Genomic DNA, 25311 nt, shown 5'->3' with positions numbered 1-25311 from the left:
CGGGTGCGCAAAAAGGACTTCCGTACGAATAAGGTGTACGGGCCGATAGTCGTCCCCCGCCGCCCCGTCCGCCCCTGGAGCACAGTGCCACGCCCTGTCCGAACCGCCCTCGCCACCGCCCTGCTGCTGGCCACCGCCGCGGGCTGCGGTGACGCGGGCGGCCTCCAGGGCGCGGGGTCCACCCCGACCGCGACCAGCCCGGCCAAGCTGTGGCCGCAGCTGACGCCGGCGTCGAGCCCCGCCTGGAACTACGACGACGGCGAGTCCGAGGTGATGAAGGGCATCGCCGTGCCGGGCGACGACGTCCGCGCGGTGGACCCGGTGGCCGTCGTACGGGCGGAGATCCGCCAGCACCCGGACGACTACTCCGGCGCCAAGGCCACGTACCGCGAGACGACCCGCCGGATGGCCTACTGCGGCAAGACACCGGCGGACGGCCGCTGCCCGGTGCTCAAGGCGTACTACCGCGATCTCACCGGCGACGGCCACGCGGATCTGACGCTGGGCTTCCGGCTGCTGCCGGGCAACCAGACCGCCGTCCGCGTCTACACCGTCCAGGGCGGCCGACTGGTGCAGGTCATGAACAACGACGACGCGGTGAGCGAGGTCGAGCTGGCCGGGCGCTCAGTGATCATCCACGCGCCGTCCGACCTCGCGGACTACGAGTACCGGTTCCAGTGGACCTGGGACCCGGACCAGCACGTCTTTCTGCTCACCCACGACGAGATGCTGCACATCGGCAAGAGGCCGAAGGCCTCCCCCACCCCCTCGGCGACCCCCTGATGAGGCTCGCGCTCCCCCGGTGGACCGGCACGCTCGCCCTGAAGGCCGCCGCCTTCATCACCGTCATGTGCTGTGCGCTGGCCGCGCTGCTCGGCATCCTCGTCCATGTCTCGGTGACCAACCAGACCGTCGGCCAGGCCCGTGACCTGGCGCTGTCCCGGCTCGCGGACGCCACCGAGGCGTACGAGGCCGGGGACAGCCTGCTGCCGGGCGCCGGCGTCGACCCGCCGGGGCTGCCCGCGTCGCTGCGGGCCCTCGCGGTGGCGGGCGACCGGGGCACGATGGTCGCCGACCACGACGGGCGCCCCACGATGTGGGCGGCCGGTCCCGCCGACGGCGACCGGGCCCTCGCCGTCGTCGTCGACTACTCCCAGCAGGCCCGCACCATCAACGCGCTCGACCGGGCCATCCTGTGGTCCTCGGCCCTCGCCATCGGGGCGACGCTGCTGGTGGGCGCCTTCGCGGTGACCCGGGTGACCCGGCGGCTGCACGCCACCGCGCGGGTGGCGCGGCGGATCAGCGGCGGTGACCTGGACGCGCGCGTCGACGATCCGCGTACGAAGGATCCGACGCGGCCGCAGGACGAGGTGGCCGCGGTGGCCGCCGCGCTGGACTCCATGGCGGCCTCGCTGCAGAGCAAGCTGCTGAGCGAGCAGCGGTTCACGGCCGACGTGGCGCACGAGTTGCGGACGCCGCTGACGGGGCTGCACGCGGCGGCGGAGCTGCTGCCGCCGGGGCGGCCGACGGAGCTGGTGCGGGACCGGGTGGCCGCGCTGCGGACGCTGACGGAGGATCTGCTGGAGATCTCGCGCCTGGACACGGGGCGGGAGCGGCTGGATCTGGACGCGGTGCCGCTCGGGGCGCTGGCGGAGCGGGTGGTGCGGGCGTCGGGGACCGACACGGAGGTCAGGGTCGTGCGGAGTGTCGTCGTCGAGACGGATCGGCGGCGCCTGGAGCGGGTGTTGGGGAACCTGGTGGCCAACGCGCATCGGCACGGCAGGGCGCCGGTGTCTCTGACAGTGGACGGGCCGACAGTGACCGTTCGGGATCACGGGGACGGGTATCCGGAGTACCTGGTCGAGCATGGGCCACAGCGGTTCCGGACGGAGGGGGGATCGAAGGGACATGGGCTGGGGCTGACGATCGCGGTCGGGCAGGCGGAGGTGCTGGGGGCGCGGCTTTCGTTTTCCAACGCGGTGGATGGTGGGGCGGTCGCAACGTTGCGGCTGAGCTGAGTGGCGGGGTGCGGGTTGCCTGTGGCTGGTCGCGCAGTTCCCCGCGCCCCTTGGCGGCGTTCTCCTATGGCCCAGTTTGAAAGGCGGCCCCCGGACACCCCTCCTAATGTGGCGAATAGTCAAGTTCGCCCCCTTCGTGGAGGTTCCGTCATGTCCCTGCGCTCCCGTCTCTCCATATCGCTCGCCGCCGGCGCCCTGCTCGCCGCCGCTGCCGCCGTGCCCGCCGTCGCGAACGACGACTGGGACGGTGAGCGCGGTGACTGGGGGAACCACCAGCAGCACGAGAACCCGCGCCTGTACCGGGGTGTCGTCACGGCGAGCACGCTGAATCTGCGCAGCGCGCCGAACCGCGGGTCGCAGATCATCCGGACCGCGCACCGGGGCGAGGTCGTCTCGATCTTCTGCAAGACGCCCGGCCAGACCGTCGGCGGCAACCCCCTCTGGTACCTCCTCACGGACGGCACCTGGGCCTGGGGCGCCGCGCGGTACATCGACAACATCGGGGCGGCGCCACGCTGGTGCTAGGAAGACCCGGAAGGTTGGGGAGACAAGTCTCCCTATTTGGGTAGGTTCCGGACATGACCAAGGCCGGAACCACCGTGGTGCGAGCGGATCCCCCCGCTCCCGCCGTCCGCCTCCCCCGGCGCCGGGGCGTCGAACTCGCCCTCATCGTCGTCGCCGTACTGCTCTCCGTGTACGGCTACTGCGCGGTCGGCCTCGCCCGACACGGGACCGTCCCGCCCGGCGCCGCCGGTTACGGCGCCGGGCTCGGCGTGCTCGCGCTGGTCGCGCATCTCGCGGTGCGTTACCGGGCGCCGTACGCCGATCCGCTGCTGCTGCCGATCGGCGTGCTGCTCAACGGCCTCGGCCTGGTCCTCATCTACCGGCTCGACCTGGAGACCCCGGGCGACCGGGCGGCACCCACCCAACTCGTGTGGTCCACGGTCGGCGTGGCGCTGTTCATCGTCACCGCGCTGTTCCTGCGGGACTTCCGGGTGCTCCAGCGGTACGCGTACGTGTGCGTCGCCGCCGCCCTCGCGCTGCTCGTCCTGCCCATCGCCTTCCCGGCCGTGAACGGGGCCCGGATCTGGATCCGGATCGCCGGGTTCTCCATCCAGCCGGGCGAGTTCGCGAAGGTGCTCCTCGCGGTCTTCTTCGCCGCCTATCTCGCCGCCAACCGCAACGCGCTCGCCTATGCCGGGCGGCGGATCTGGCGGCTCCAGCTGCCGACCGGGCGGGTGCTCGGGCCGATCGTGGCGATCTGGCTGCTGAGTGTGGTGGTGCTGGTCCTGGAGCGGGACCTCGGGACGTCGTTGCTGTTCTTCGGGCTGTTCGTGGTGCTGCTGTACGTCGCCACCGGGCGGACCGGGTGGATCGCGGTGGGGCTGCTGCTGGCCTCGCTGGGCGCGGTCGCGGTCGGCTGGCTGGAGCCGCATGTGCACAGCAGGGTGCAGGACTGGCTGCATCCGTTCGCCACCATCGAGGCCGGTCAGGGCCCCAACCAGCTGTCCCAGTCGCTGTTCGCGTTCGCCGCGGGCGGCACCATGGGCACCGGGCTCGGGCTCGGGCACTCGATCCTCATCGGCTTCGCCGCCAAGTCGGACTTCATCCTGGCGACGGCCGGCGAGGAACTGGGGCTCGCGGGCCTCTCGGCGATCTTCCTGCTGTACGGGCTGCTGGTGGAGCGCGGCTACCGGGCCGGCCTCTCCCTGCGCGACCCCTTCGGGCGGCTGCTGGCGGTCGGGCTCGCGTCGATCGTGGCGTTGCAGGTGTTCGTCATCGCGGGCGGCGTGACCGGGCTGATCCCGCTGACCGGCATGGCGATGCCGTTCCTGGCCCAGGGCGGCTCGTCGGTGGTCACCAACTGGGCGATCGTGGCCCTGCTGATCCGGGTGAGCGACTCCGCCCGCAGCCAGTACGACGGGGAGGTCGCCGCGTGACGCGGAACATCCGGATGACCCGCTACATCCGCCACGCCGCCTGCTTCTGCGCCCTGCTGCTGGTGGCGCTCCTGGTCAACGCCACCCGCATCCAGGTCATCCAGGCCCGGTCCTACGACGACAACCCCGCCAACCGCCGTACCGCGATCGCCCGTTACGGCCAGCCGCGCGGCGACATCCTGGTCGGCGACTCCTCGGTCACCGGCTCGAAGGACACCGACGGGCGGCTGCGTTACGAACGGACGTACCCGAAGGGCCCGTTGTACGCGCCGGTGACCGGCTTCGCCTCGCAGATCTACGGCACGACCTTCCTGGAGCACACCGAGGACGACATCCTCTCCGGCACCGACCCGATGCTGTCGGCGTTCCCGCTCTGGAACGACCTGACGCGACGCCAGAACCCGGGCGGCAACGTCGTCACGACCATCAACAGGGCGGCCCAGCGGGCCGCTTACGAGGGTCTCGCCGGGCGGAAGGGCGCGGTGGCGGCCGTGGAGCCGTCGACCGGACGCATCCTCGCGCTGGTGACCAGCCCGTCGTACGACCCACAGGTGCTGTCGGGGAACGACGCGGCCGTGGAGCGGAACTGGGCACGGCTGAACGCGGACCCGGACAAGCCGATGCTCAACCGGGCGGTACGGCAGACCTATCCGCCGGGGTCGACCTTCAAGGTCGTCACGCTGGCCGCCGCGCTGGACGCGGGTGTGGTGACGGACGTCGACAAGGCCACCGACTCCCCCGACCCGTACACCCTGCCGGGCACCACGACCTCGCTGACCAACGAGGCCACGGGATGCGAGGACGCGCCGATCCGGGCCGCGTTCATGTGGTCCTGCAACACGGTGTTCGCGCGGCTCGGGGTGCGGGTCGGGGTGAGCGACATGGCGACCACGGCGGCGCGGTTCGGCTTCAACGACACCGGGCTCGGCATTCCGTACTCCGTCGCGGAGTCGACGTTCGACGTGTCCGTCGACAAGGCACAGCTCGCGCTGTCGTCGATCGGGCAGTACAACACGCGGGCGACGCCGCTCCAGATGGCGATGGTGTCGGCGGCCGTCGCCAACGGCGGGCAGATCAGGTCGCCTTACCTGGTGGAGCGGACGACCAGGTCGGGTGGCGCGACGGTGTCCACGGCCGGTTCGCGGCCGGTGCGGCAGGCGATGCACCCGGCGACCGCGGTACGCCTGAAGGAGCTGATGGAGGAGGTGGTGACCGAGGGCACCGGCACGAACGCGGCGATCCCCGGCGCGACCGTCGGCGGCAAGACCGGAACCGCCCAGCACGGGGTCGACAACTCCGGTACGCCGTATGCCTGGTTCATCTCCTGGGCGCAGGGCGAGCGTGACTTGGAGCCGAAGGTCGCGGTGGCCGTGGTGGTGGAGGACGCGGAGGCGGACCGGGGGGAGATCAGCGGGGGCGGGGACGCGGCGCCGATCGCGCGGGCGGTGATGGAGGCGGTGCTCACCGACTGAGACGGGGGTACCGGCGGCCGGGGTTCCCGACCTACCGTTCGGTACATGACTTCAGCCGCCGCGTACGAACTCGCCCAGGTCAACATCTCACGCCTCAAATTCCCGCTGGACTCACCGGAGTTGAAGGACTTCGTCGACGCGCTGGACCCGGTCAACGCCTCCGCGGAGGTCGCCGACGGTTATGTCTGGCGCCTCCAGTCGGAGGGCGGTGACGCGACCGACATCAAGGTCTTCGGCGACGACTGGCTGATCATCAACCTCACCGTGTGGCGGGACACCAACGCGCTGACCGCCTTCATGTACCAGGGCCAGCACCGCGAGATGCTCTCGCGGCGGCGCGAGTGGTTCGAGAAGGTGGAGGAGGCGATGACGGCCCTGTGGTGGGTACCGGCCGGCCACCGCCCGACGGTCGCGGAGGCGGAGGCGCGGCTGCTGCATCTGCGGGCCAACGGGCCGACGCCGTACGCGTTCACGCTGCGGACGTCGTTCCCGGCGGGCGCTTCGCAGCCGGTGTCGTTCGCGGTGCCGGAGGATCTGGGCTGCGGGGTCTAGGCGGCCGCGCCGGGTACCGCCTCCCGCCGCCGCAGCCACTCCTCCGGGACCCCGCTCACGCCGGTACGGGCGGCCACGATGCCGCCCGTGATGGCGCAGGTGGTGTCGACGTCGCCGAAACCCTCGGCGGTCGTCCACAGGGCCGAGACCAGGTCGTCGGGGTGGCGGGCGGCGGACCAGACGGCGAAGGGGACGGTGTCGTCGGCGCGGATGCGCTGTCCGTTGCCGAGAACGTCGGAGGCCTTCCAGGGCTCGGTGGAGAAGGGGACTTCGGCGGCGCGGGCGAGGCCTTCGCGGACCGCGCTGTCCGGGGTCAGCGCCGCCACCGCGTCCAGCGTCAGCTCGTCCCGGGCCGAGAGCGCGGCGGCCACGGCGACCGCGACCGCGCCGGCGACACCCTCGGGGTGGGCGTGCGTGACCTCGGCGGAGCGGGCCGCCTGCTCGACGGCACGGGACAGATCGGTGTGGAACCACGCTCCGAGCGGCGCCACCCGCATCGCCGCCCCGTTGCCGAGGCTGCCCTCGCCGTCGAAGAGCTCCCGGGCGAACTCCGGCCAGCGTTCGGGCTCTTGGAGCAGGCGGGGCAGCAGGAGATGCATGCCGTGGCCGTAGCCCCGGGCGGGATCGGCGTCGTAGCCGAGGGCGAAGGCCTGGGCCAGTTCCGGCTGCCGGATCTCGCCGAACTCGTCGAGGACCCGGCAGACGGCGAGCGCCATCGCCGTGTCGTCCGTCCAGTGCCACTCGGGCTCCTCGGGCATCCGGCGGGCGCGGACCTCGTCGTACGCCTGCCGGGGCTCGCGGAAGAGCGGGAACCAGCGCTCGCCGAACGCGTCTCCGAGGGCGAGCCCTTCGAGGCTGCGGCGGGCGATGGTACGGGTCATGGAGTCCCCCGGTCGATGGCTTCCTGTACTTCGGCGACCCGGTCATGCTCCTCCGCCGCGAACCGCTCCGCATCCAGTTTCTCGGCGATCTCCTCGTCCTGGGCCATCAGCAGGTCGAGGTTGGAGTCGCCCATCTCGAAGACGCCCATGTCGACGTAGGCCTGCTGGAGGCGTTTGCCCCACAGGCCGATGTCCTTGACGCACGGGACGATGCGGGAGAACAGCAACTGGCGGAACAGGGCGAGGAATTCGGACTGCTCGCTGTACTCCTCGGCCTCGGCGGTGGGGATGCCGAAGTTCTCCAGGACCTCGACGCCTCGCAGACGGTCGCGCATCAAGTAGCAGCCCTCGATGACGAATTCCTCGCGCTCACGGAGTTCGGCGTCGCTGAGCTGCTTGTAGTAGTCGCGCAGGGCCATGCGGCCGAAGGCCACGTGCCGCGCCTCGTCCTGCATGACGTAGGCGAGGATCTGTTTCGGCAGCGGCTTGTCCGTCGTGTCGCGGATCATGCCGAACGCGGCGAGGGCGAGGCCCTCGATGAGGACCTGCATGCCGAGGTACGGCATGTCCCAGCGGCTGTCGCGGAGCGTGTCACCGAGCAGGGACTGGAGGTTGTCGTTGATCGGGTACAGCATCCCGATCTTCTCGTGCAGGAACCGGCCGTAGATCTCCGCGTGCCGGGCCTCGTCCATCACCTGGGTCGCCGAGTAGAACTTCGCGTCGAGGTCGGGCACGGACTCGACGATCCGCGCCGCGCAGACCATCGCGCCCTGCTCACCGTGCAGGAACTGGCTGAACTGCCAGGAGGCGTAGTGCTGCCGCAGCTCGCCCTTGTCCTTCTCGGTGAGCTTCGCCCAGTGCTTGGTGCCGTAGAGGGACATGGACTCGTCGGGGGTGCCGAGGGGGTCGGCGGGGTCGACCTCCAGGTCCCAGTCGATGCGCTTCTGTCCGTCCCACTGCTTGTCCTTGCCCTTCTGGTAGAGGGCGAGGAGGCGTTCGCGGCCATCGTCGTACTCCCAGCTGAAGCGCGCCGCGCCGGTCGCCGGCACCTGCCAGTGGGGGTCTCCCGGATCTGTGGCGTACAGGTCGAAAGTCGGCATGTCCCGCAGGCTGCCCCTTTGTAGACGCGGGGTCAACAAGTAGTGCGCGGGGGATTGACGGGCTTGCTGACAAGCAGTCTCATAACCTCATGACGACGCTGACGGACGCCGATGCGCTCGCGGGCCTCCGCGACGCGCTCGGCCTGCTCAAGGACCGGGAGCAGGTGGCCGAGCGGCTGCTGGACTCCTCCGCCAAGCACTCCTTCGACCCCGACAAGGAACTCGACTGGGACGCGCCCTTCGAGGAGGGCAAGTGGTTCTGGCCGCCCGAGCTGGTGTCGCTGTACGACACCCCGCTGTGGAAGCGGATGAGCGAGGAGCAGCGGATTCTGCTCTCGCAGCACGAGGCCGCCGCGCTGGCCTCGCTCGGGATCTGGTTCGAGCTCATCCTCATGCAGCTGCTCGTGCGGCACATCTACGACAAGGCGGCGACGAGTGCGCATGTGCGCTACGCGCTGACCGAGATCGAGGACGAGTGCCGGCACTCGAAGATGTTCGCGCGGCTGATCTCGCACGGGGACACTCCGTGGTACCCGGTGAGCCGGGCGCACCAACAGCTGGGGCGGCTGTTCAAGACGATCTCGACGACGCCGGGGTCCTTCACGGCCACGCTGCTCGGTGAGGAGGTCCTCGACTGGATGCAGCGGCTGACGTTCCCGGACGAGCGGGTGCAGACGCTGATCCGGGGGGTCACGCGGATTCATGTCGTGGAGGAGGCGCGGCATGTGCGGTACGCCCGCGAGGAGCTGCGGCGGCAGATGGTGACGGCGCCTCGGTGGTCGCAGGAGTTCACCCGGGTGACGTCCGGGGAGTTCGCGCGGGTGTTCTCGGTGGCGTTCGTGAATCCCGAGGTCTACACGAACGTGGGGCTGGACCGGCGGGAGGCGCTGGCCCAGGTGAAGGCGAGTGGGCATCGGCGGGAGGTAATGCAGACGGGGGCGAAGAGGTTGACGGACTTCTTGGATGACATCGGGGTGCTGCGCGGGGTGGGACGGCGGTTGTGGAAGAGCTCGGGGCTACTGGCCTGACGCCGGGTGCGGGCCGGTGGGGGTTGGTCGCGCAGTTCCCCGCGCCCCTTTAGGGCGGCATGCGCAGCCTGCGATTACGCTGCACCCCATGACGCCCGCCGCCCCCGCCTATCGCCGCCTGAGTGTCGAGGAGCGGCGCAGTCAGCTTCTCGAGGCCGCCCTCGGGCTCTTCGCGCACCGCGCGCCCGAGGACGTCTCCCTCGACGACGTGGCCGAGGCGGCCGGGGTATCGCGGCCTCTCGTGTACCGGTACTTTCCCGGCGGGAAGCAGCAGCTGTACGAGGCTGCCCTGCGGTCCGCCGCCGAGGAGCTCCAGCAGTGTTTCGACGAGCCTCGTGAAGGGCCGCTGCTCGACCGGCTCTCCCGGGCCCTCGACCGCTACCTCGCCTTCGTCGACCAGCACGACGCCGGGTTCAGTGCGCTGCTCCAGGGCGGGAGCGTCGTCGAGACGTCCCGTACGACGGCCATCGTGGACGGCGTGCGGCGGGCCGCCGCTCTGCACATCCTCAGCCATCTCGGGGTCACCGAGCCCAGCTCGCGGCTGCGGATGACCGTGCGGATGTGGATCACCGCGGTGGAGGCGGCCTCGCTGATCTGGCTGGACGACGACAAGGAACCGCCGGTCGACGAGTTGCGGGACTGGCTGGTGGAGCAGTTCGTCGCCGTGCTGTCGGTGACCGCGCGGCGCGACCCGCAGACCGCGGCGCTGGTGCAGGCGCTCGCGGCGGATGGCTGACACTGGTCCCGTGAAGAGCGAAGACACCCCCTTCGAGGGCGGCCCCATGGACGGCCGTGTCCTGCCGGTCCTCCTCGGCCCGACCGGGCACCCGCCCAACCAGTACCGCATCCCGGTCCCGGACCCGGACGGCGGTCCGCCCACCGTGCTGATCTACCGCCGGGTGCCGCGCGGGCACAGCAAGCTGGGGCTCCAGAAGGGGTGGAAGTACGCGTACGAGCCCGAGGGCAAGCCGTCGCGGTTGAAGTGGCCGTGGTCCAAGCCCGACGCCACGCCGGGCGGCAAGCCGGACGACACCGACGGGTGACCTCGTTGCGCCGAACCGCGCACACCCGGCGCGCGCGGCCGGGGCGGCCGTCCCATGCTCACGGTGCGGAGCAGAGGGGCTGCTGCGCGCCGGAGGTGATGACGTGTCAGGAAGGCTTCTGCGTCTGGTGTGTACGGCGGCGGTGGCGGCCGGCACCGTCCTCGCACCCTTGCCCGCGGCGGCCGTACCGGAGCCGCCCGCGCCCGGTGAGCGGAGCGTCTCCGAACTGCTGACGGATCTTCAGCGGCTGTACCAGGAGGCCGAGGAGGCGACCGAGACGTACAACGCCACCGCCGAGAAGCTGAAGGAGCAGCGGGCGGAGGTGCGTCGGCTGGACGGGCAGCTGGCGCGGGCCCGGCTCTCCCTCCATGACAGTCGGGGGGCCGCAGGGCGGCTTGCCCGGCAGCAGTATCAGAACAGCACCGACATCTCGCCGTACGTGCGCCTGCTCCTGGCCCGTGATCCGCAGCACGCGCTCGATCAGGGCCATGTGATCGGGCAGTTGGCGCGGGAGCGCGCCGAGACCGTGGGGCGGCTGACGGGGAGCGAGAAGAAGGCCGACGGGCTCGCCCGGAAGGCCCGCGCGGCGCTCGACCGGCAACTCACCCTGTCCGTACGGCAGAAGAAGGACCGGGACGCCGTACGGAAGAAGCTCGACGACGTCGAGGAGCTGCTCGCCTCCCTGACGGAGGAACAGCTGGGCGCCGTCACCGAGTTGGAGCGGACGGATGTCGAGGCGGCTCAGGAGGAGCTTGTCACGTCCGGTGCCCTGGGTCAGGGGGAAGGCGAGCCGACGCGGGCGGCCGATCGGGCCGTGCGGTACGCCGTGCAGCAGCTCGGGAAGCCGTACGAGTGGGGGGCCGAGGGGCCCGAGGCGTACGACTGTTCAGGGCTGACGTCCCAGGCGTGGGGGCATGCGGGCCGGCCCATTCCCCGGACCAGCCAGGAGCAGTGGGCCCAGCTGCCGCGGATTCCGCTGAGTGAACTCCGGCCCGGCGACCTGGTGGTCTACTTCCCCAAGGCGACCCACGTGGCCATGTACCTGGGGGGCGGGCAGGTCGTGCAGGCCCCGAGGACGGGTGAGAAGGTCAAGGTCTCGCCTCTCGCCTCCCACCCGATCCTGGGGGCCGTGCGCCCTGACAAGGGTCAGGACAGGGACGCCAGGTAGGCCGCCGTCTTCTCCGGCTCGTAGAAGAAGTTCTCGAAGTCGGAGGGGTCGTTGAAGGCGTTGGCGAAGCGGTCGGCGGCGGGCTGCAACTGGCCTGCCGCGCCGATGAGGTTGAGGATGTGCTCCGGCGGCGGGGCCAGCATCGCGTTCGTCCACTTGGTGACGTGCTGGGCGGTGTCCCAGTAGCGGTCGAACGTGCCCTGCATCCACTCCTCGTCGAACTCCTTCTCCCCGCGCTCCAGGATCGAGGCGAGGTAGGAAGCCGCGCACTTGGAGGCGGAGTTGGAGCCCTGGCCGGTGATCGGGTCGTTGGCGACGACGACGTCCGCGACGCCGAGGACCAGTCCGCCGCCGGGCAGACGGCCGATCGGGTTGCGGACCGTGGGGGCGTAGCGGCCGGCCAACGTGCCGCCCGCGTCGGTGAGTTCGACCTTCGTGGCCCGCGCGTACTCCCAGGGCGTGTACCGCTCCATGAGTTCCAGGGTCAGGGAGAGGTGCTCCGCCGGGTCCTTGACGCCGTTGAAGACGTCGAGCGGGCCGCCGGGTATGCCCTCCCAGAACAGGATGTCGGCGCGGCCGGAGGTGGTGAGCGTCGGCATGACGAACAGCTCGCCGACGCCGGGGACCAGGTTGCAGCGGACCGCGTCGTAGTCCGGGTGCTCGGGACGCGGGCCCAGGCCGTGGACGTACGACACGGCCAGCGCCCGCTGCGGCTCGCTGTACGGCGAACGGGACGCGTCCCGGCCGAACATCGACACCAGCTCGCCCTTGCCCGCCGAGACCAGCACGAGGTCGTACGTACGGGAGAAGTAGTCGAGGTCGGAGACGGCCGCGCCGTGGATGACGAGCTGGCCGCCGCGCTGGGCGAAGGTCTCCATCCAGCCGGCCATCTTCACGCGCTGGTCGACCGACTGCGCGTACCCGTCGAGCCTGCCCACCCAGTCGATCGCACGGGCGGCCGGGCCCTCGGCCCACGAGCCGGGGGCCGCGACCGAGACGCCGAGTCCTTCGATCTTCGGGGCCTGGGACTCCCAGAAGTTCAGCTGGAGATCGCGCTCGTGCTGCAGTGCCGTGTGGAACATGCACTGCGTCGACATGACCCGGCCGGAGCGGATCTCGTCCGCCGTCCGGTTCGACATCAGGGTGACCTCGTAGCCGTGCGACTGCAGGCCGAGGGCGAGCTGGAGACCGGACTGACCGGCCCCTACGACGAGTATCTTCCGCATGCGGGTGGTGACTCCTTGGTGGGTTCTACTCGGGGGTTTCGTCCAGGGCGTGGCCGACCAGGGAGAGAAGGGTCTCGATCACCGAGATCCGGCGGCGCGCGTCCATGATCATTACAGGTATGTGCGCCGGGATCGTCAACGCCTCCCGCACGTCCTCCGGTTCGAAGAGCTCGCTGCCGTCGAAGTGGTTGACGGCGACGACGTACGGCAGTCCGCAGCTCTCGAAGTAGTCCAGGGCCGGGAAACAGTCCTTCAGGCGCCGGGTGTCCGCCATGACGACCGCGCCGATCGCGCCGCGCACCAGGTCGTCCCACATGAACCAGAACCGCTGCTGGCCCGGCGTGCCGAACAGGTAGAGCACCAGGTCGTCGTCGAGCGTGAGGCGGCCGAAGTCCATGGCCACGGTGGTGGTCAGCTTGCCGGGCGTGGCGGTGAGGTCGTCGGTCTCCTCGCTCGCCTCGGTCATCAGCGCCTCGGTCTGGAGCGGGGTGATCTCCGAGACGGCGGTGACGAGGGTGGTCTTGCCGACGCCGAAGCCGCCGGCCACGACTATCTTCGTCGCGATGGGGGCGCGGGTGCGGTCCGTTTGCCAGGACTTCAGGTCCTCGTCGGTGTCCGCGAAGGCGGTGTCTCTAAAGACGACGGAGTCCATTCAGCACCCTTTCGAGCAGAGCGCGGTCCGGACGGCCGGTGCCGTGACCGGTGCCGGTGCCGTACACACGGATCTTTCCCTGGTCCGCGAGGTCGCTGAGCAGCACCCGGACCACGCCGAGCGGCATCTTCAGCAGCGCGGCGATCTCGGCCACCGTGCGCATGCGGCGGCAGAGTTCGACGATGGCCCGCATCTCCGGCATGACCCGCGAGCTGAGGGATCCATTCGTCAGTTCCTTGCGCTCCTCCGGTGCTTCGAGCGCCGCCACGAACGTCTCCACGAGGAGGACGTGGCCGAAGCGGGTACGGCCGCCGGTGAGCGAGTAGGGGCGGACGCGGGCGGGTTTGCGGTCGCCGCCGCGGACGGGGAGGTTCGGCCTGTCGGTCATCGCGTACTCCCCGCCGACTCGGACTCGAGTGATTTCCGTAGCTCGCTGCGGAGTTCGGGGGTCAGGACATGGCCGGCGCGGCCCACGAACAGGGCCATGTGGTACGCCACCACGCTCATGTCGCAGTCCGCGGAACCGTGCACACCGAGCAGCGAGCCGTCGCTGATCGACATCACGAACAGGCTGCCCTCGTCCATCGCGACCATGGTGTGCTTCACCGGGCCGGACTCCATGAGCTTGGCGGCGCCGATGGTCAGGCTGCCGATGCCGGAGACGATGGTGGCGAGGTCGGCCGACGATCCGCGCGGGCCCTTCGGGGTGGCGGCGCGGGGTTGGCGGGCCTCGTCGTTGCGGCCGGGGTCGGAGGAGAGCAGGAGCAGGCCGTCCGATGAGACCACCGCTACTGACTGGATGCCCGGCACCTCCTCGACCAGGTTCGTCAGCAGCCAGTGCAGGTTGCGGGCTTCACTGCTCAGTCCGAAGGTACTGGGCGCGGTCAACTGCTTGCCTCCTCGGGAGTGCCCCCCGTGGCTTCTTCGGAATGTGCGGGCGTCCTCGTCTGACCCGTCTGTTCGGCGATCTCTGCTTCTACGTCGCGGTAGCCGGCCTCCGCCCCCCGGCGGAAGCCGCCGAGCCTCCGGCGGAGGGCTTCGGCGTCGACGGATGCGGTGCGCTGGCGGGGCGGTTCTGTGGGTGCGGTGATCTTCGGGGTGCGCTTGGGGAGGCCCTTTGCGGTGAGCTGGTCCTCGTCGGGGGTGCGGGTGTGTTCCGTCTCGGCTTCGCCTTCGACAGAGGTGTTCCCGCCCGCACCACCCGTACCACTTTCGTCGTCGGGTGCGGGTGGCCCCTGTGGGGCGGATTCGCCATCGGCGGCCGCAGGTTGTTCGTCGGTCGTCGCAGAGCGTTCGTCGGTCGTCGGCGGTACCGGAGCCAGGAGTTCCATCGTCGTTTCCGACGGGGTTTCCGCCGCCGCCGTCTCCGAGCTTCGTACCGCCTGCTCCGCCAGGGCCACCAGCGCGTCGCCCGATTCCGAGCGGCCGTGCAGGACGTTGGAGTTGGCCTCCGCGTCGGCGCCCGGGAGGGCGAAGGAATGAGGCGTGCCGGAGAATGGGGTGGCGGAGGGGACCGCGGCCGAGGGGGCCGGCGCCAGCAGCGGCTTCGGCAGGACCACGACCGCCGCGATGCCGCCCTGCTTCTGCTCGCGGAGCCGGACGCGGACGCCGTGGCGGTGGGCGAGGCGGGCGACGACGTAGAGGCCGAGGCCGAGACCCTCCTCGCCCTCCTGGTCGTACGGGGAGTCCGGGTCGAAGTCGGCGAGGCGGGAGTTGAGGCGGGTCAGGCGGTCCTCGGTCATGCCGATGCCCTCGTCCTGGACGGAGAGCATGACCTCGCCGCTCTCCAGGAGCCAGCCGGAGACCTCGACGGGCAGGTCCGGCGGGGAGAACGAGGTGGCGTTCTCCATCAGCTCCGCGAGGAGGTGGGAGAGGTCGTCCGCCGCGAAGCCCGCGACGTGGGCATGCGGGGGCAGGGCCGCGATGCGGACGCGCTCGTAGCGTTCGATCTCGCTGACCGCGGCCCGTACGACGTCCACCAGCGGGACCGGGCCCGCGTGCTGCTGGACGTGTTCCGTGCCCGCGAGGACCAGGAGGTTCTCGCTGTGGCGGCGCATGACCGTGGCGAAGTGGTCCAGTTTGAAGAGGGTGGCCAGGCGGTCCGGGTCCTGCTCGCGCTCCTCCAGGCCTTCGATAACGGCCAGTTGGCGTTCGACCAGACCCAGGGTGCGCAGCGCGAGGTTGACGAAGGTGCCGCCGATGCTGTCGCGGAGACGACCCAACTGGGCGGCGGACTCGGCGAGTTCGGCGCGCAGTTCCTCGCGGGCGTCGGCCATCTTCTGACGCTGGGCGACGAGGTGCTTGCGGTCGGCTTCCAGGGTGGTGATGCGGCCCTGGACACCGAGGACATGCGCGTGCAGGGCGTTGACCGAGCGGACGACCTGGGCGAACTCGTCGTTGCGGCCGGTGAACTTGACCGGTTCCTCGGCGGCCGGGTCCGCCGCCGTGGCCAGCCGGGCGGAGCCGAGGCGCAGGACCGCGAGGGGGCGGGTGAGGGTGCGGGCCATGGCGGTGGCGACGCCGACGGCGAGCAGCATCAGGGCGCCGAGGACCGCGATGCGGATCTCCCAGGCGGTGACGTCGTCGTCGCGGAGCTGGGCGAGGTCCTTCGTGCGCTGGTTGTAGAGCGCCGACTCCACGCCGCGCATGAGCTCGACGCGGGCCGAGAGGGTGGCGTCGAGCTTCTTGGTGCTGGTGGTCAGCTCGCGGTCGGAGAGGGTGGGCTGGTCGGTGAGGGAGGCCAGGTACTTCTCGGCGGAGTTGACCTCGGGCCCGGTGACGGTGGAGTCGTAGCGGGCGAAGGTCTCCTCGGGCGCGGTCTCCTTGAAGTCGGCGAGGGCCGCGTCGGAGCGCAGCCGGGCCTGCTGGGCGGCCGCGGTGAGGGCGTCGCGCTGCTTGGCGTCGGCCTCGGAGGTGGTGGAGACGGTCGAGGTGATGCCGGTGACCGGGTCGGTGACCGTCTGGGTGCCGCTCGGCACGCTGAGGGCGGCGAGGAGCAGTCCGCGGGTGGCGGCGGCCTGCTGGACGGCGGAGTCCAGCTCGGCGAGGGCGTAGGTGCCGGAGCCCGCGCGGGGCGGCAGCTGCTCGGCCAGCTGTTCGGCGAGGCGGTGCAGCTCGGTGATGGTGGCCGAGTAGGAGGCGTGCGCTTCGAGAGCGGTGCTCTTGCCGGTGAGCACCGCTCTGCGCAGGGCGGCGATCCCGTCGAGGTCGGCGCGCAGGTCGGCCGGGGTGTCGGTGTCGGCGCGCAGCTCCTCGACCTGCCGGTCGACACGGGTGCTGCGCTGCTCGGAGGGCGCCTTGGAGCGCGGGCGGCCGGCGGCGACGTACGAGGTGACCTCGTCCCGCTCGTCGGCGAGCGCGTGCGCGAGGGCGAGCGCGTTCTGGGTCTGCTCGGCGAGCGTCACCAGATCCTGGGAGTCGCTGAGGTCCTGGGAGGCGGCGAGCACGGAGGGCGCGCCGGCCCCGGCGATCGCGGCGGCCACGACGGCGACGGCGACGATGAGCCGGTTGCGTACGTGGGTGGGGCGGCCCTTGCCCACGACGGCCCCGTCAGGGGTGGGGGCGGAGGTGGTGTCGGCGGGAGCCGTCTGCTTGCTCGTACGACGTGGCCGCGTCTTCTGCACCGGTGCTCGCATTCCTGACTCGTGTACCCATGGGCCCGGGTGACGCTCCGTCAACTGACGGGTACTCCCGGTACGGTTCCCGACCCTCCCAGCGCCAGTGGGCAGTGGTCGCGCATCACCCGACCCGCCACTCGAAGGAGTGAACCCCGGAGGGGAGTTGGGGAGCAAGTTCCCGTGGCACAGTCAGGGGCCTTGCGCGGTGGGCCGGTTGGACGTCCGGGGCGCACGATGGCATCATCTGCCGCCGCGCATGGCCGGAGTGAATCATTCCACCCCAAACCAGACGCTTGACCTGCGCGCCTGCACCGATTCGGCGACCGATGCCAGCCTTTTGTGAACCCTGTGAAGGGCTCGTGCAGACTGGCTGGATGCGTACTGAACTCGTATCGGAGCCCGGCGATCCGACCCGCCCCAACGAGGACTTCGCGAGCGTCGGCCTTCCGGCCTCCGGACGGGGCGGAGCACTGGTGGTCCTGGACGGCGTCACACCGCCGCAGGGCCCCACGGGCTGTCTGCATTCCGTCCCCTGGTTCGTCTCACGCCTGGGCGGCGCCCTGACCGAACTGACCGTTTCCCTCCCGGATGTTCCGCTGTCCGAGGCTCTGAGCCTCGCCGTGGCGCGTACCTCCGATTCCCACGCACACACCTGTGACCTTTCTCACCCACGTACACCACAGGCAACGGTGGTGCTGGCGCGCTGGTCCGCGGAGGCCGTGGAGTACCTGGTCCTGTCGGACTCGGTCCTGCTGGTGGAGGCGCCGGGCGGGGCGCTGACGGTCCTGGAGGACGACCGGCTGTCCCGGCTCCCCCGCGAGTCCCTCACGACCGACGCGTACATCGACGCGCATCTCCGCAACAAGGAGGGCGGGTTCTTCACGGCGGCGGCCGATCCCTCCGTGGCGGCGCGTGCGGCGACGGGCGTACTGCCGCGCTCCTCGGTCAGGACCCTGGCCGCGCTGACGGACGGGGCCACACGCTGGGTGGAGAAGTTCCGGGAGGGCGACTGGACGGACCTGTTCACCTTCGTACGGAAGGAGGGGGCGGGGGCTTTGGTGGCGCGGGTGCGGGAGCTGGAGGTCGCGGATGCGGAGCGGGCGTTCCTGGGGCGGAGCAAGCAGCACGACGACGCGTCGGTGGTGTACGCGGAGCTCTGAGGGCGGCGCCTATTTCTCCATGCCCAGGTTCAGCTGGTGCAGCAGCCGCGCCAGCTCCGACACCTCCCGCGGGTCCCAGTCCGCCAGCCGCCCCGCGTACCGGGCCCGGCGCGCGTCCCGGACCCGGCCGACCCGCGAGCGTCCCTCGTCCGTCAACTCCACGAGCCAGGCCCGCCCGTCCGCGGGATCAGGCGCACGGGTGACGAGCCCGAGGTCCTCCAGGGCCCGCAGCTGCCGGGACATCGTCGCCTTGCCGACGCCGATGTACGCGGCGAGTTCGGTGGCCCGCTGGCGGCCGTGCTCGTCGAGGCGGACCAGGAGCCCGTACGCGGAGGACTCCAGGTCCGGGTGGACCTCGCGGGCCATCTCGCCCTGGTTGGCCCGGGCCCGCCGCAGCAGCACGGTCAACTCGCGTTCCAGCGCCAGGAACTCGGGCTGGTCCACACCACTCCCCCGCACGCCGGAACCGACCCCGCGTCCGCCGCCGTTTGCGTCTTCGTGCACGTCAGTCCCTGCCTCGGTTTTCCTGGTCGTGAAAGTTTCCGCCAAATGCCGTCATCGCCGCAGCTCGGCCAGTATTTCGCAGGCTTAGACCAACGGCAGCCTCCGGCCCCTCTTCCCTGGTGCTCGTCTACGTGCGTAGCTTCTCTACCAGGCACTTACTGGCATGACCACGCCAGAACACCCCCCACGTTCCGGTACGTTCCCCCACCGCGCCTCCGGAGGCACGCATGCCCGTGCACAGACTCAGACCGGTACGTCTCCTCCTCGCCGCCCTCGTCGCGACACTGCTCGCGGCCGTCTCCCTCCCCGCCTCCGCCGCCGACACCCCGGCGCGCGGCTCCGCCTACATGGGCATCGGGGTCCTCGCCCACGACGGGCAGAACGGCACCCCCCGTGACACCCGCGCCACCCAGACCGAGGGCGTGGACGTCTCCGGCCACCAGGGCAACGTCGCCTGGTCCACGCTGTGGAGCAGCGGGGTCAAATGGGCGTACGTGAAGGCGACCGAAGGCACGTACTACACGAACCCGTACTTCGCCCAGCAGTACAACGGCTCCTACAACGTCGGCATGATCCGCGGCTCGTACCACTTCGCCACCCCGGACACGACCGGCGGCGCCACACAGGCCGACTACTTCGTCGACCACGGCGGCGGCTGGTCCAAGGACGGCAGGACGCTGCCCGGCGCCCTCGACATCGAGTGGAACCCGTACGGCGCCTCCTGCTACGGCAAGACGCAGAGCGGGATGGTCACCTGGATCCGCGACTTCCTGAACCGCTACAAGGCCCGCACCGGCCGTGACGCGGTCATCTACACCGCCACCAGCTGGTGGACCGAGTGCACGGGCAACTACGCCGGCTTCGCCACCGCCAACCCCCTGTGGATCGCGCGCTACGCGTCGACGGTGGGGACGCTGCCGGCGGGGTGGGGGTACTACACGATGTGGCAGTACACGTCCTCCGGGCCGACCGTGGGCGACCACGACAAGTTCAACGGGGCTCTCGACCGGGTCGTCGCCCTCGCCAACGGCTGACCCACCGACGTACGGCTGACACACCGGCGTACAGCGAAGGCCCGGGCCTCCCTCACGGGACCCGGGCCTTCACCTCATCCGGTGGCGTCCGTCACGCCGTCACCGGAAGTCGTGCCGCGGCAGGAACACGCGCCGCGAACGGACGTCACGCCGCCACCGGCACCTCCGGCGTCGCCCCGTTCGTCGCCGGGGACAGGGCCAGTTCCAGGACCTGGCGGACGTCGGTCACCGGGTGGACCTCCAGCTTGTCCAGTACCTCGGCGGGGACGTCGTCCAGGTCGGCCTCGTTGCGCTTGGGGATGATGACGGTCGTGACGCCCGCCCGGTGCGCGGCCAGCAGCTTCTGCTTCACGCCGCCGATGGGCAGGACCCGGCCGGTCAGGGAGACCTCGCCGGTCATCGCCACGTCCGTGCGGACCAGCCGGCCGCTGAGCAGCGACGCGAGGGCCGTCGTCATCGTGATGCCCGCGCTCGGGCCGTCCTTCGGGACCGCGCCCGCCGGGAAGTGGATGTGCACGCCCCGGTCCTTGAGGTCGCCGACCGGCAGCTCCAGTTCGGCGCCGTGCGAGCGCAGGAAGGACAGGGCGATCTGCGCGCTCTCCTTCATCACGTCGCCCAGCTGACCGGTGAGGGTCAGTCCCGCCGCGCCCGTCTCCGGGTCGGCCAGGGACGCCTCGACGAACAGCACGTCACCGCCGGCGCCCGTCACCGCCAGGCCCGTCGCCACACCCGGCACCGCCGTGCGCCGCTCCGCCGGGTCCTGGGCCGACTCCGGCACGTGGTGCGGGCGGCCGATCAGGTCGCGCAGCTCCGCGTCCGTCACCGTGAACGGCAGCTTCCGCTCGCCCAGTTCGTGCTGGGCGGCGACCTTGCGCAGGAGCCTCGCGATCGAGCGCTCCAGGGTGCGGACGCCCGCCTCGCGCGTGTACTCGCCGGCGAGCTTGCGCAGCGCGCTCTCCTCCAGCGTGACCTCGTCCTTGTCGAGGCCCGCCCGCTCCAGCTGGCGCGGGAGCAGGTGGTCACGGGCGATGACGACCTTCTCGTCCTCGGTGTAGCCGTCGAGGCGGACCAGTTCCATACGGTCGAGCAGGGCCTCGGGGATCGCCTCCAGGACGTTCGCCGTGGCGAGGAACACCACGTCGGACAGGTCGAGTTCGACCTCCAGGTAGTGGTCGCGGAAGGTGTGGTTCTGCGCCGGGTCCAGGACTTCGAGGAGCGCCGCCGCCGGGTCGCCGCGATAGTCGGAGCCCACCTTGTCGATCTCGTCCAGCAGGACCACCGGGTTCATCGACCCGGCCTCCTTGATGGCCCGCACGACCCGGCCGGGCAGCGCGCCGACGTACGTACGCCGGTGGCCGCGGATCTCCGCCTCGTCGCGGACACCGCCGAGGGCAACGCGGACGAACTTGCGGCCCATGGCGTGCGCGACGGACTCGCCGAGCGAGGTCTTGCCGACACCGGGCGGGCCGACGAGCGCCAGGACGGCACCGCCGCGGCGGCCGCCCACGACACCCAGGCCGCGCTCGCTGCGGCGCTTGCGCACCGCCAGGTACTCGGTGATCCGCTCCTTCACGTCCTCCAGGCCCGCGTGCTCGGCGTCCAGGATCGCCTTGGCGCCCTGGATGTCGTACGCGTCCTCCGTCCGCTCGTTCCACGGGAGTTCGAGGACGGTGTCCAGCCAGGTGCGGATCCACGAGCCCTCGGGGGACTGGTCGGAGGACCGCTCCAGCTTGTCGACCTCCTTCAGGGCCGCCTCGCGGACCTTCTCGGGCAGGTCGGCGGCCTCCACGCGGGCGCGGTAGTCGTCGGACTCCTCGCCCTCCTTCTCACCGTTGAGCTCGCGCAATTCCTTGCGTACGGCTTCCAGCTGGCGGCGGAGCAGGAACTCGCGCTGCTGCTTGTCGACGCCTTCCTGGACGTCCTTGGCGATGGTCTCGGCGACGTCCTGCTCGGCGAGGTGGTCGCGCAGTTGCTGGGTGGCGAGCTTGAGGCGGGCGACCGGGTCGGCGGTCTCCAGCAGCTCGACCTTCTGTTCGGTGGTCAGGAACGGTGAGTAGCCGGAGTTGTCGGCGAGCGCGGAGACGTCGTCGATGGCCTGGACACGGTCGACGACCTGCCAGGCGCCGCGCTTGCGCAGCCAGGCGGTGGCGAGGGCCTTGTACTCCTTGACCAGTTCGGTGACGTGGCCGGGCAGCGGCTCCGGCACCGTCTCGTCGATCCTCGTCCCCTCGACCCACAGCGCCGCACCCGGCCCGGTCGTCCCGGCGCCGATCTGCACGCGCCCGCGGCCGCGGATGAGCGCGCCCGGGTCGCCGTCGGCGAGCCGGCCGACCTGCTCGACGGTGCCGAGGACACCGGTGCCCGGGTACGTACCGTCGATGCGCGGCACCAGCAGGACCTTGGGCTTCCCGGGCTCCGAGCGGGCGGCGGCCTGGGCGGCCTCCACCGCGGCACGCACGTCGGCGTCGTTGAGATCGAGCGGGACCACCATTCCGGGCAGCACGACCTCGTCGTCGAGCGGCAGCACAGGCAGAGTGAGCGGTGTGGACGTCGAAGCCATGATCTCCCCTTCGGCAGTCAAGTTGAGCTATGCCGACTCAATGCACGTGAGCCTTTGATTGTTCCCCCGGGTGCGTTCGCTGTGAGCGATCACCTCTGTCGGGGTGGAGGGCGGTCCGCGTACCGTGACCAACGGTAATAGCCACTGATGTATTTCATCTATTACAAGGAGATGTCGTGGACGAGACCGTGCGGGCCTGGGTGGACGGGTGGGTCGTCTCGCGCGGGGCGGCCCCGCCGGTGGTGGAGCCCTGGGGCTGCACGATCGACATGGGCATGGAGGGGCACGTCACCCGGCATGTCCTCGGCGCGGTCGGCGACGCCGTGGACGAGGCGGACGTACGGAAGGTCGCCGAGGCGGTGACCGGGGCCGGGGTGTGGCTCAAGGTGTTCCGGGACCCGGCCGTCGTCTCCCGATGGCTCGACGACGGCTGGTGGATCGACCCCGAGCCCGGCTACCTGATGACCCTCCCGCTGACGCCGGACACGGCAGACCTCCGGCTCCCGGACGGCTACCGGCAGCGCACCTGGTCCCGCGGCGGAGTCGTCCGCACCATGATCGCCGGCCCCGACGGCTCCTGGGCCGCCCGCGGCCAGCTCGCCCCGACCGGCGCCACCGCGGTCGCCGACCAGATCGCCACCTCCCCCGCCCACCGGCGCCGCGGCCTCGGCACCCTCGTCATGCGCACGCTCCAGCGGGCCGCGCTGGAACAGGGGGCGGAGCGGTGCGTGCTGGCGGGGACGCCCGAGGGGAGGGCGCTGTACGAGTCGCTGGGGTGGACGGTGTCGGCGACGCTGACCAGCGCGAAGTACACCGGGGGCTGAAACCGGCGGCGAGGAAAAGAAGTTGCCCCCTCCCGGAGACCCCGTACGTTCGCCCCGTGACCGATACACAGACCTTCCTCGCCGCCTACGACGACCAGATGCGCGGTGCGCCGCCCACCCCGCCGGCCGGGGTGACGTACGAGAAGGACGGGCCGCTGCTGCGGATCGTCGGGCAGTTCCGCGGGTTCGTGAGCGGTCCGCGCGAACTCGGCCTGGAGGGCGCGGAGCTGGACCGGCTGATCGCCCGGCAGCGGGACTTCTTCGCCGGACGGGGTGAGGCGGTGGAGTGGAAGACCCGGGCCCACGACACCCCCGCCGACCTCACCGCACGACTCCGCGCGGCGGGCTTCGTACCGGAGGACCGGGAGACGGTGCTGATCGGGCGGGCCGCCGACATGGCCGTACGGGAGCCGGTGCTGCCGGACGGGGTGACCCTGCGGCGGGTCACCGCCGACGCGGACATGCGGCGGATCGCCGCCATGGAGTCGGCCGTGTGGGGCCAGGACTGGGGCTGGCTCGCGGACGACCTCATCGGCCGGGTCGCCGCCGCCCCCGACGAGATCGCTGTCTACGTCGCCGAGGCGGACGGCGAGGTCGTCTCCGCCGCTTGGCTGGCCTTCCGGGCGGGCACCGAGTTCGCCAGCCTGTGGGGCGGCTCCACGCTCGCCGCGTGGCGGGGCCGGGGCATCTACCGCGCGCTCGTCGCCGTCCGCGCCGCCCTCGCCGCCGCCCGGGGCGTCACCTACCTGCACGTCGACGCCTCCGACGACAGCGCCCCCATCCTGCGCCGCCTGGGCTTCACGGCGGTGACGACGACCACGCCGTACGTGTGGACGCCGGGCGACCGCGAACGGCCCTGATCTCCACGGCATCGCAAGCCCGCCGCGACATCCCCGCAACGCCGTTCACAGGAAGTCCCTGCACACTGCAAGCTCGTTCACAGCTCGATTGAGCGTTTATACGGGGTTTTACGGGGACTTGGGGGCGTGGGATTCGGATGAGCGGCGAGGAGCGGCGGCGGCGCGGGCCCGGGCGGCGGGCGGTGCTGACGGGGGCGGCCGTGGCGGCGGCGGGAGCCGCGACACCGCTCGTGCTCAGGGCCACCGGCGGCGACTCTCCCACGCCCGGCGCCACGTCCGGCCGCCCGGCCGCCCCCGTCGCGAGCAGGGCGGCCGCCTCCACCGCGCCTCCCGCGTCCCGTGGGGACGCCCGCCCCAACATCCTCCTGGTCCTCACCGACGACCAGCCCAAGGACACCGACTGGGCCCTCCCGCAGACCCTGGACTGGCTCGGCGGCCACGGCACGACGTTCGGGCGGGCGCACGCCAACACCCCGCTGTGCGCCCCGTCCCGCGCCTCGATCATGTCGGGCCGGTACGCGCACAACCACGGCCTTCTCGACACCCGCCACCCCGGCCATCTGGACCAACGCACCACGGTCCAGCGCCAGTTGCACGAGGCGGGCTACCGCACGGGCCTGTTCGGCAAGTACCTCAACTACTGGCCCACCGGCGACGCCCCGCCCCACTTCGACGAGTGGCTGCTCCAGGAGCCGGTGCGCTACTACAACGGCCACTACAACGACAACGGCACCGTCCGGAACATCCCCGGCTACAACACCACCGTCATCAAGGACCGCGCCCTCGACTTCATCGAACGGTCCCGCGCCGACACCCGGCCCTGGTTCGCGTACGTCGCCACGCGCGCCGCGCACGAGGTGAACATCCCGGAGAAGCGGTACGCCCACACGCGCGTGCCCGCGTGGCAGGGCCGCCCGTCGGTCTTCGAACCGAGCAAGGGCGACAAGCCGCCCTACCTCCGCGAGGCCCACCACGCCTTCGCCGAGGGCAGCGCCCTGCGCACCCGTCAGCTGCGCACGCTGCTCTCCGTGGACGACGCGATGCGCGACTTCCGCGACCGGCTCCGCGCGCTCGGCCAACTCGACAACACGCTCGTGCTGTTCACCAGCGACCACGGCCTGTGCTGGGGCGACCACGGCTGGCTGCGCAAGTCGGTGCCGTACCGGCCGAGCCTCGAAGTCCCCTTCCACCTGTCCTGGCCGGCCGGCGGCCACGGCACGGCCCGCGCCGACGACCGGCTCACCGGCCACGTCGACATCGCCCCCACCCTCCTCGCCGCGGCCGGCATCACCCCGGACACCCCGCACGACGGCCACTCCCTGCTCGACACCGGCAACGACCGCAGCCATCTGCTCGCCGAGTGGTGGTGGAACCGTCAGGACAGGCAGCCGATCCACACCTGGGCGTCGTACATCGGCAGGACGGAGCAGTACACGGAGTACTACCGCACCCGCCTCGGCCCCGACGGCCGCCCGCGCGGTGACGGGAAGGTGCTGTTCCGCGAGTACTACGACCTGCGCGCCGATCCGTACCAGCTGCGGAACCGCCTGCACGGCGCCGACGCGGAGGAGGAACAGCGGCTCGGGGTACCGGCGTTGGCGGCGGCGCTCGCCAAGGCCCGTTTGCGGGACGGGAACTGACGGAAGGGAACCTCCTGCACGCCGTATTCTGA

At 71.3% G+C, this 25311-nt stretch carries 24 protein-coding genes; 15 read left to right on the top strand and 9 right to left on the bottom strand.

The features are described 5' to 3' along the window. The first annotated feature begins 84 nt into the window (after nt 1–84). The 6 genes from IQ210_RS16775 (at nt 85) to IQ210_RS16750 (ending at nt 5982) form a co-directional block, all read left to right on the top strand. Nucleotides 85–783 (top strand): hypothetical protein, encoded by a 699-nt coding sequence (locus IQ210_RS16775; RefSeq protein ID WP_194079817.1) that lies wholly within the window; start codon nt 85–87, stop codon nt 781–783. Further along, entirely contained in the window at nt 783–2018 is a 1236-nt protein-coding gene (locus tag IQ210_RS16770) for a sensor histidine kinase (protein WP_194079816.1), read from the top strand. Before IQ210_RS16775 ends, IQ210_RS16770 begins: the two co-directional genes overlap by 1 nt. 150 nt (nt 2019–2168) lie before the next feature. Further along, nucleotides 2169–2543 (top strand): SH3 domain-containing protein, encoded by a 375-nt coding sequence (locus tag IQ210_RS16765; RefSeq protein WP_194079815.1) that lies wholly within the window; start codon nt 2169–2171, stop codon nt 2541–2543. 53 nt (nt 2544–2596) lie between these two features. Continuing rightward, a complete protein-coding gene (locus IQ210_RS16760; RefSeq protein ID WP_194079814.1) occupies nt 2597–3958 on the top strand; it encodes an FtsW/RodA/SpoVE family cell cycle protein in 1362 nt (453 codons plus the stop codon). 14 nt (nt 3959–3972) lie between these two features. Further along, nucleotides 3973–5430, top strand: a complete 1458-nt coding sequence (locus tag IQ210_RS16755) for a penicillin-binding transpeptidase domain-containing protein (protein WP_194080013.1) — start codon at nt 3973–3975, stop codon at nt 5428–5430. 45 nt (nt 5431–5475) lie between these two features. After that, nucleotides 5476–5982, top strand: coding sequence for a DUF3291 domain-containing protein (locus IQ210_RS16750; RefSeq protein WP_194079813.1), 507 nt, complete (start codon nt 5476–5478; stop codon nt 5980–5982). On the opposite strand, the gene IQ210_RS16745 is transcribed toward IQ210_RS16750, so the two are convergent. Together IQ210_RS16745 and IQ210_RS16740 are read right to left on the bottom strand one after the other, a co-directional pair. Further along, entirely contained in the window at nt 5979–6863 is an 885-nt protein-coding gene (locus tag IQ210_RS16745; RefSeq protein WP_194079812.1) for an ADP-ribosylglycohydrolase family protein, read from the bottom strand. The two genes, IQ210_RS16750 and IQ210_RS16745, sit on opposite strands and share 4 nt — an antisense overlap. After that, nucleotides 6860–7963 (bottom strand): ferritin-like domain-containing protein, encoded by a 1104-nt coding sequence (locus IQ210_RS16740; protein WP_194079811.1) that lies wholly within the window; start codon nt 7961–7963, stop codon nt 6860–6862. Before IQ210_RS16740 ends, IQ210_RS16745 begins: the two co-directional genes overlap by 4 nt. 89 nt (nt 7964–8052) lie before the next feature. Here IQ210_RS16740 and IQ210_RS16735 point away from each other — a divergent pair, with 89 nt between their 5' ends. The 4 genes from IQ210_RS16735 (at nt 8053) to IQ210_RS16720 (ending at nt 11202) form a co-directional block, all read left to right on the top strand. Continuing rightward, nucleotides 8053–8991 carry an AurF N-oxygenase family protein gene (locus IQ210_RS16735; RefSeq protein WP_194079810.1) on the top strand — a complete coding sequence of 313 codons (939 nt, stop codon included), beginning with the start codon at nt 8053–8055 and terminating at the stop codon, nt 8989–8991. Nucleotides 8992–9079: 88 nt separating this feature from the next. Next, complete coding sequence (locus IQ210_RS16730; protein WP_194079809.1) at nt 9080–9727, top strand: TetR/AcrR family transcriptional regulator; 648 nt, start codon at nt 9080–9082, stop codon at nt 9725–9727. Then, nucleotides 9720–10034, top strand: a complete 315-nt coding sequence (locus tag IQ210_RS16725) for a hypothetical protein (RefSeq protein WP_194079808.1) — start codon at nt 9720–9722, stop codon at nt 10032–10034. The genes IQ210_RS16730 and IQ210_RS16725 overlap by 8 nt, the downstream gene beginning before the upstream one ends. 103 nt (nt 10035–10137) lie before the next feature. Next, nucleotides 10138–11202 (top strand): C40 family peptidase, encoded by a 1065-nt coding sequence (locus IQ210_RS16720; protein WP_194079807.1) that lies wholly within the window; start codon nt 10138–10140, stop codon nt 11200–11202. On the opposite strand, the gene IQ210_RS16715 is transcribed toward IQ210_RS16720, so the two are convergent. Genes IQ210_RS16715 through IQ210_RS16695 form a run of 5 tightly spaced genes read right to left on the bottom strand, consistent with a single transcriptional unit; the run spans nt 11181 to nt 16703 of the window. Further along, nucleotides 11181–12428, bottom strand: a complete 1248-nt coding sequence (locus tag IQ210_RS16715) for a styrene monooxygenase/indole monooxygenase family protein (RefSeq protein ID WP_194079806.1) — start codon at nt 12426–12428, stop codon at nt 11181–11183. The two genes, IQ210_RS16720 and IQ210_RS16715, sit on opposite strands and share 22 nt — an antisense overlap. A 25-nt stretch (nt 12429–12453) precedes the next feature. Next, nucleotides 12454–13080 carry a GTP-binding protein gene (locus IQ210_RS16710; protein ID WP_194079805.1) on the bottom strand — a complete coding sequence of 209 codons (627 nt, stop codon included), beginning with the start codon at nt 13078–13080 and terminating at the stop codon, nt 12454–12456. After that, on the bottom strand, nt 13061–13468 hold the full coding sequence (locus IQ210_RS16705; RefSeq protein WP_194079804.1) for a DUF742 domain-containing protein: 408 nt from the start codon (nt 13466–13468) through the stop codon (nt 13061–13063). The genes IQ210_RS16710 and IQ210_RS16705 overlap by 20 nt, the downstream gene beginning before the upstream one ends. Beyond that, nucleotides 13465–13968 (bottom strand): roadblock/LC7 domain-containing protein, encoded by a 504-nt coding sequence (locus tag IQ210_RS16700; RefSeq protein ID WP_194079803.1) that lies wholly within the window; start codon nt 13966–13968, stop codon nt 13465–13467. Before IQ210_RS16700 ends, IQ210_RS16705 begins: the two co-directional genes overlap by 4 nt. Beyond that, nucleotides 13965–16703, bottom strand: a complete 2739-nt coding sequence (locus tag IQ210_RS16695; RefSeq protein WP_322656379.1) for a sensor histidine kinase — start codon at nt 16701–16703, stop codon at nt 13965–13967. Before IQ210_RS16695 ends, IQ210_RS16700 begins: the two co-directional genes overlap by 4 nt. 368 nt (nt 16704–17071) lie before the next feature. Here IQ210_RS16695 and IQ210_RS16690 point away from each other — a divergent pair, with 368 nt between their 5' ends. Continuing rightward, nucleotides 17072–17857, top strand: coding sequence for a protein phosphatase 2C domain-containing protein (locus IQ210_RS16690; protein ID WP_194079801.1), 786 nt, complete (start codon nt 17072–17074; stop codon nt 17855–17857). Nucleotides 17858–17866: 9 nt separating this feature from the next. Here IQ210_RS16690 and IQ210_RS16685 read toward each other — a convergent pair whose 3' ends face one another. Further along, on the bottom strand, nt 17867–18361 hold the full coding sequence (locus IQ210_RS16685) for a MarR family winged helix-turn-helix transcriptional regulator (protein WP_194079800.1): 495 nt from the start codon (nt 18359–18361) through the stop codon (nt 17867–17869). Between the two features lie 227 nt (nt 18362–18588). Here IQ210_RS16685 and IQ210_RS16680 point away from each other — a divergent pair, with 227 nt between their 5' ends. After that, nucleotides 18589–19395 (top strand): lysozyme, encoded by an 807-nt coding sequence (locus tag IQ210_RS16680; protein ID WP_194079799.1) that lies wholly within the window; start codon nt 18589–18591, stop codon nt 19393–19395. Nucleotides 19396–19540: 145 nt separating this feature from the next. Here IQ210_RS16680 and lon read toward each other — a convergent pair whose 3' ends face one another. Then, nucleotides 19541–21955, bottom strand: coding sequence for an endopeptidase La (lon, locus tag IQ210_RS16675; protein ID WP_194079798.1), 2415 nt, complete (start codon nt 21953–21955; stop codon nt 19541–19543). A gap of 176 nt (nt 21956–22131) precedes the next feature. On the opposite strand from lon, the gene IQ210_RS16670 reads away from it, so the two are divergent. The 3 genes from IQ210_RS16670 (at nt 22132) to IQ210_RS16660 (ending at nt 25279) form a co-directional block, all read left to right on the top strand. Continuing rightward, a complete protein-coding gene (locus tag IQ210_RS16670) occupies nt 22132–22779 on the top strand; it encodes a GNAT family N-acetyltransferase (RefSeq protein ID WP_194079797.1) in 648 nt (215 codons plus the stop codon). Between the two features lie 98 nt (nt 22780–22877). After that, nucleotides 22878–23639 carry a GNAT family N-acetyltransferase gene (locus tag IQ210_RS16665; RefSeq protein WP_228047926.1) on the top strand — a complete coding sequence of 254 codons (762 nt, stop codon included), beginning with the start codon at nt 22878–22880 and terminating at the stop codon, nt 23637–23639. Between the two features lie 137 nt (nt 23640–23776). Continuing rightward, nucleotides 23777–25279, top strand: coding sequence for a sulfatase family protein (locus IQ210_RS16660; protein WP_194079795.1), 1503 nt, complete (start codon nt 23777–23779; stop codon nt 25277–25279). Nucleotides 25280–25311: the final 32 nt, after the last annotated feature.

The sequence above is a fragment of the Streptomyces justiciae genome (assembly GCF_015163075.1).
Classification (GTDB): Bacteria; Actinomycetota; Actinomycetes; order Streptomycetales; family Streptomycetaceae; genus Streptomyces; species Streptomyces justiciae.
This window is presented reverse-complemented; position numbering and strand designations above follow the sequence as displayed.

Bases quoted from the DNA above. Each gene is read 5' to 3' on its own strand.
- IQ210_RS16745 (WP_194079812.1), bottom strand. From the start codon at position 6,863: ATGACCCGTACCATCGCCCGCCGCAGCCTCGAAGGGCTCGCCCTCGGA.
- IQ210_RS16665 (WP_228047926.1), top strand. From the start codon at position 22,878: ATGCGCGGTGCGCCGCCCACCCCGCCGGCCGGGGTGACGTACGAGAAG.
- IQ210_RS16740 (WP_194079811.1), bottom strand. From the start codon at position 7,963: ATGCCGACTTTCGACCTGTACGCCACAGATCCGGGAGACCCCCACTGG.
- IQ210_RS16760 (WP_194079814.1), top strand. From the start codon at position 2,597: ATGACCAAGGCCGGAACCACCGTGGTGCGAGCGGATCCCCCCGCTCCC.
- IQ210_RS16730 (WP_194079809.1), top strand. From the start codon at position 9,080: ATGACGCCCGCCGCCCCCGCCTATCGCCGCCTGAGTGTCGAGGAGCGG.
- IQ210_RS16755 (WP_194080013.1), top strand. From the start codon at position 3,973: ATGACCCGCTACATCCGCCACGCCGCCTGCTTCTGCGCCCTGCTGCTG.
- IQ210_RS16725 (WP_194079808.1), top strand. From the start codon at position 9,720: ATGGCTGACACTGGTCCCGTGAAGAGCGAAGACACCCCCTTCGAGGGC.
- IQ210_RS16705 (WP_194079804.1), bottom strand. From the start codon at position 13,468: ATGACCGACAGGCCGAACCTCCCCGTCCGCGGCGGCGACCGCAAACCC.
- IQ210_RS16690 (WP_194079801.1), top strand. From the start codon at position 17,072: ATGCGTACTGAACTCGTATCGGAGCCCGGCGATCCGACCCGCCCCAAC.
- IQ210_RS16710 (WP_194079805.1), bottom strand. From the start codon at position 13,080: ATGGACTCCGTCGTCTTTAGAGACACCGCCTTCGCGGACACCGACGAG.
- IQ210_RS16765 (WP_194079815.1), top strand. From the start codon at position 2,169: ATGTCCCTGCGCTCCCGTCTCTCCATATCGCTCGCCGCCGGCGCCCTG.
- IQ210_RS16715 (WP_194079806.1), bottom strand. From the start codon at position 12,428: ATGCGGAAGATACTCGTCGTAGGGGCCGGTCAGTCCGGTCTCCAGCTC.
- IQ210_RS16770 (WP_194079816.1), top strand. From the start codon at position 783: ATGAGGCTCGCGCTCCCCCGGTGGACCGGCACGCTCGCCCTGAAGGCC.
- IQ210_RS16660 (WP_194079795.1), top strand. From the start codon at position 23,777: ATGAGCGGCGAGGAGCGGCGGCGGCGCGGGCCCGGGCGGCGGGCGGTG.
- IQ210_RS16750 (WP_194079813.1), top strand. From the start codon at position 5,476: ATGACTTCAGCCGCCGCGTACGAACTCGCCCAGGTCAACATCTCACGC.
- IQ210_RS16680 (WP_194079799.1), top strand. From the start codon at position 18,589: ATGCCCGTGCACAGACTCAGACCGGTACGTCTCCTCCTCGCCGCCCTC.
- IQ210_RS16735 (WP_194079810.1), top strand. From the start codon at position 8,053: ATGACGACGCTGACGGACGCCGATGCGCTCGCGGGCCTCCGCGACGCG.
- lon (WP_194079798.1), bottom strand. From the start codon at position 21,955: ATGGCTTCGACGTCCACACCGCTCACTCTGCCTGTGCTGCCGCTCGAC.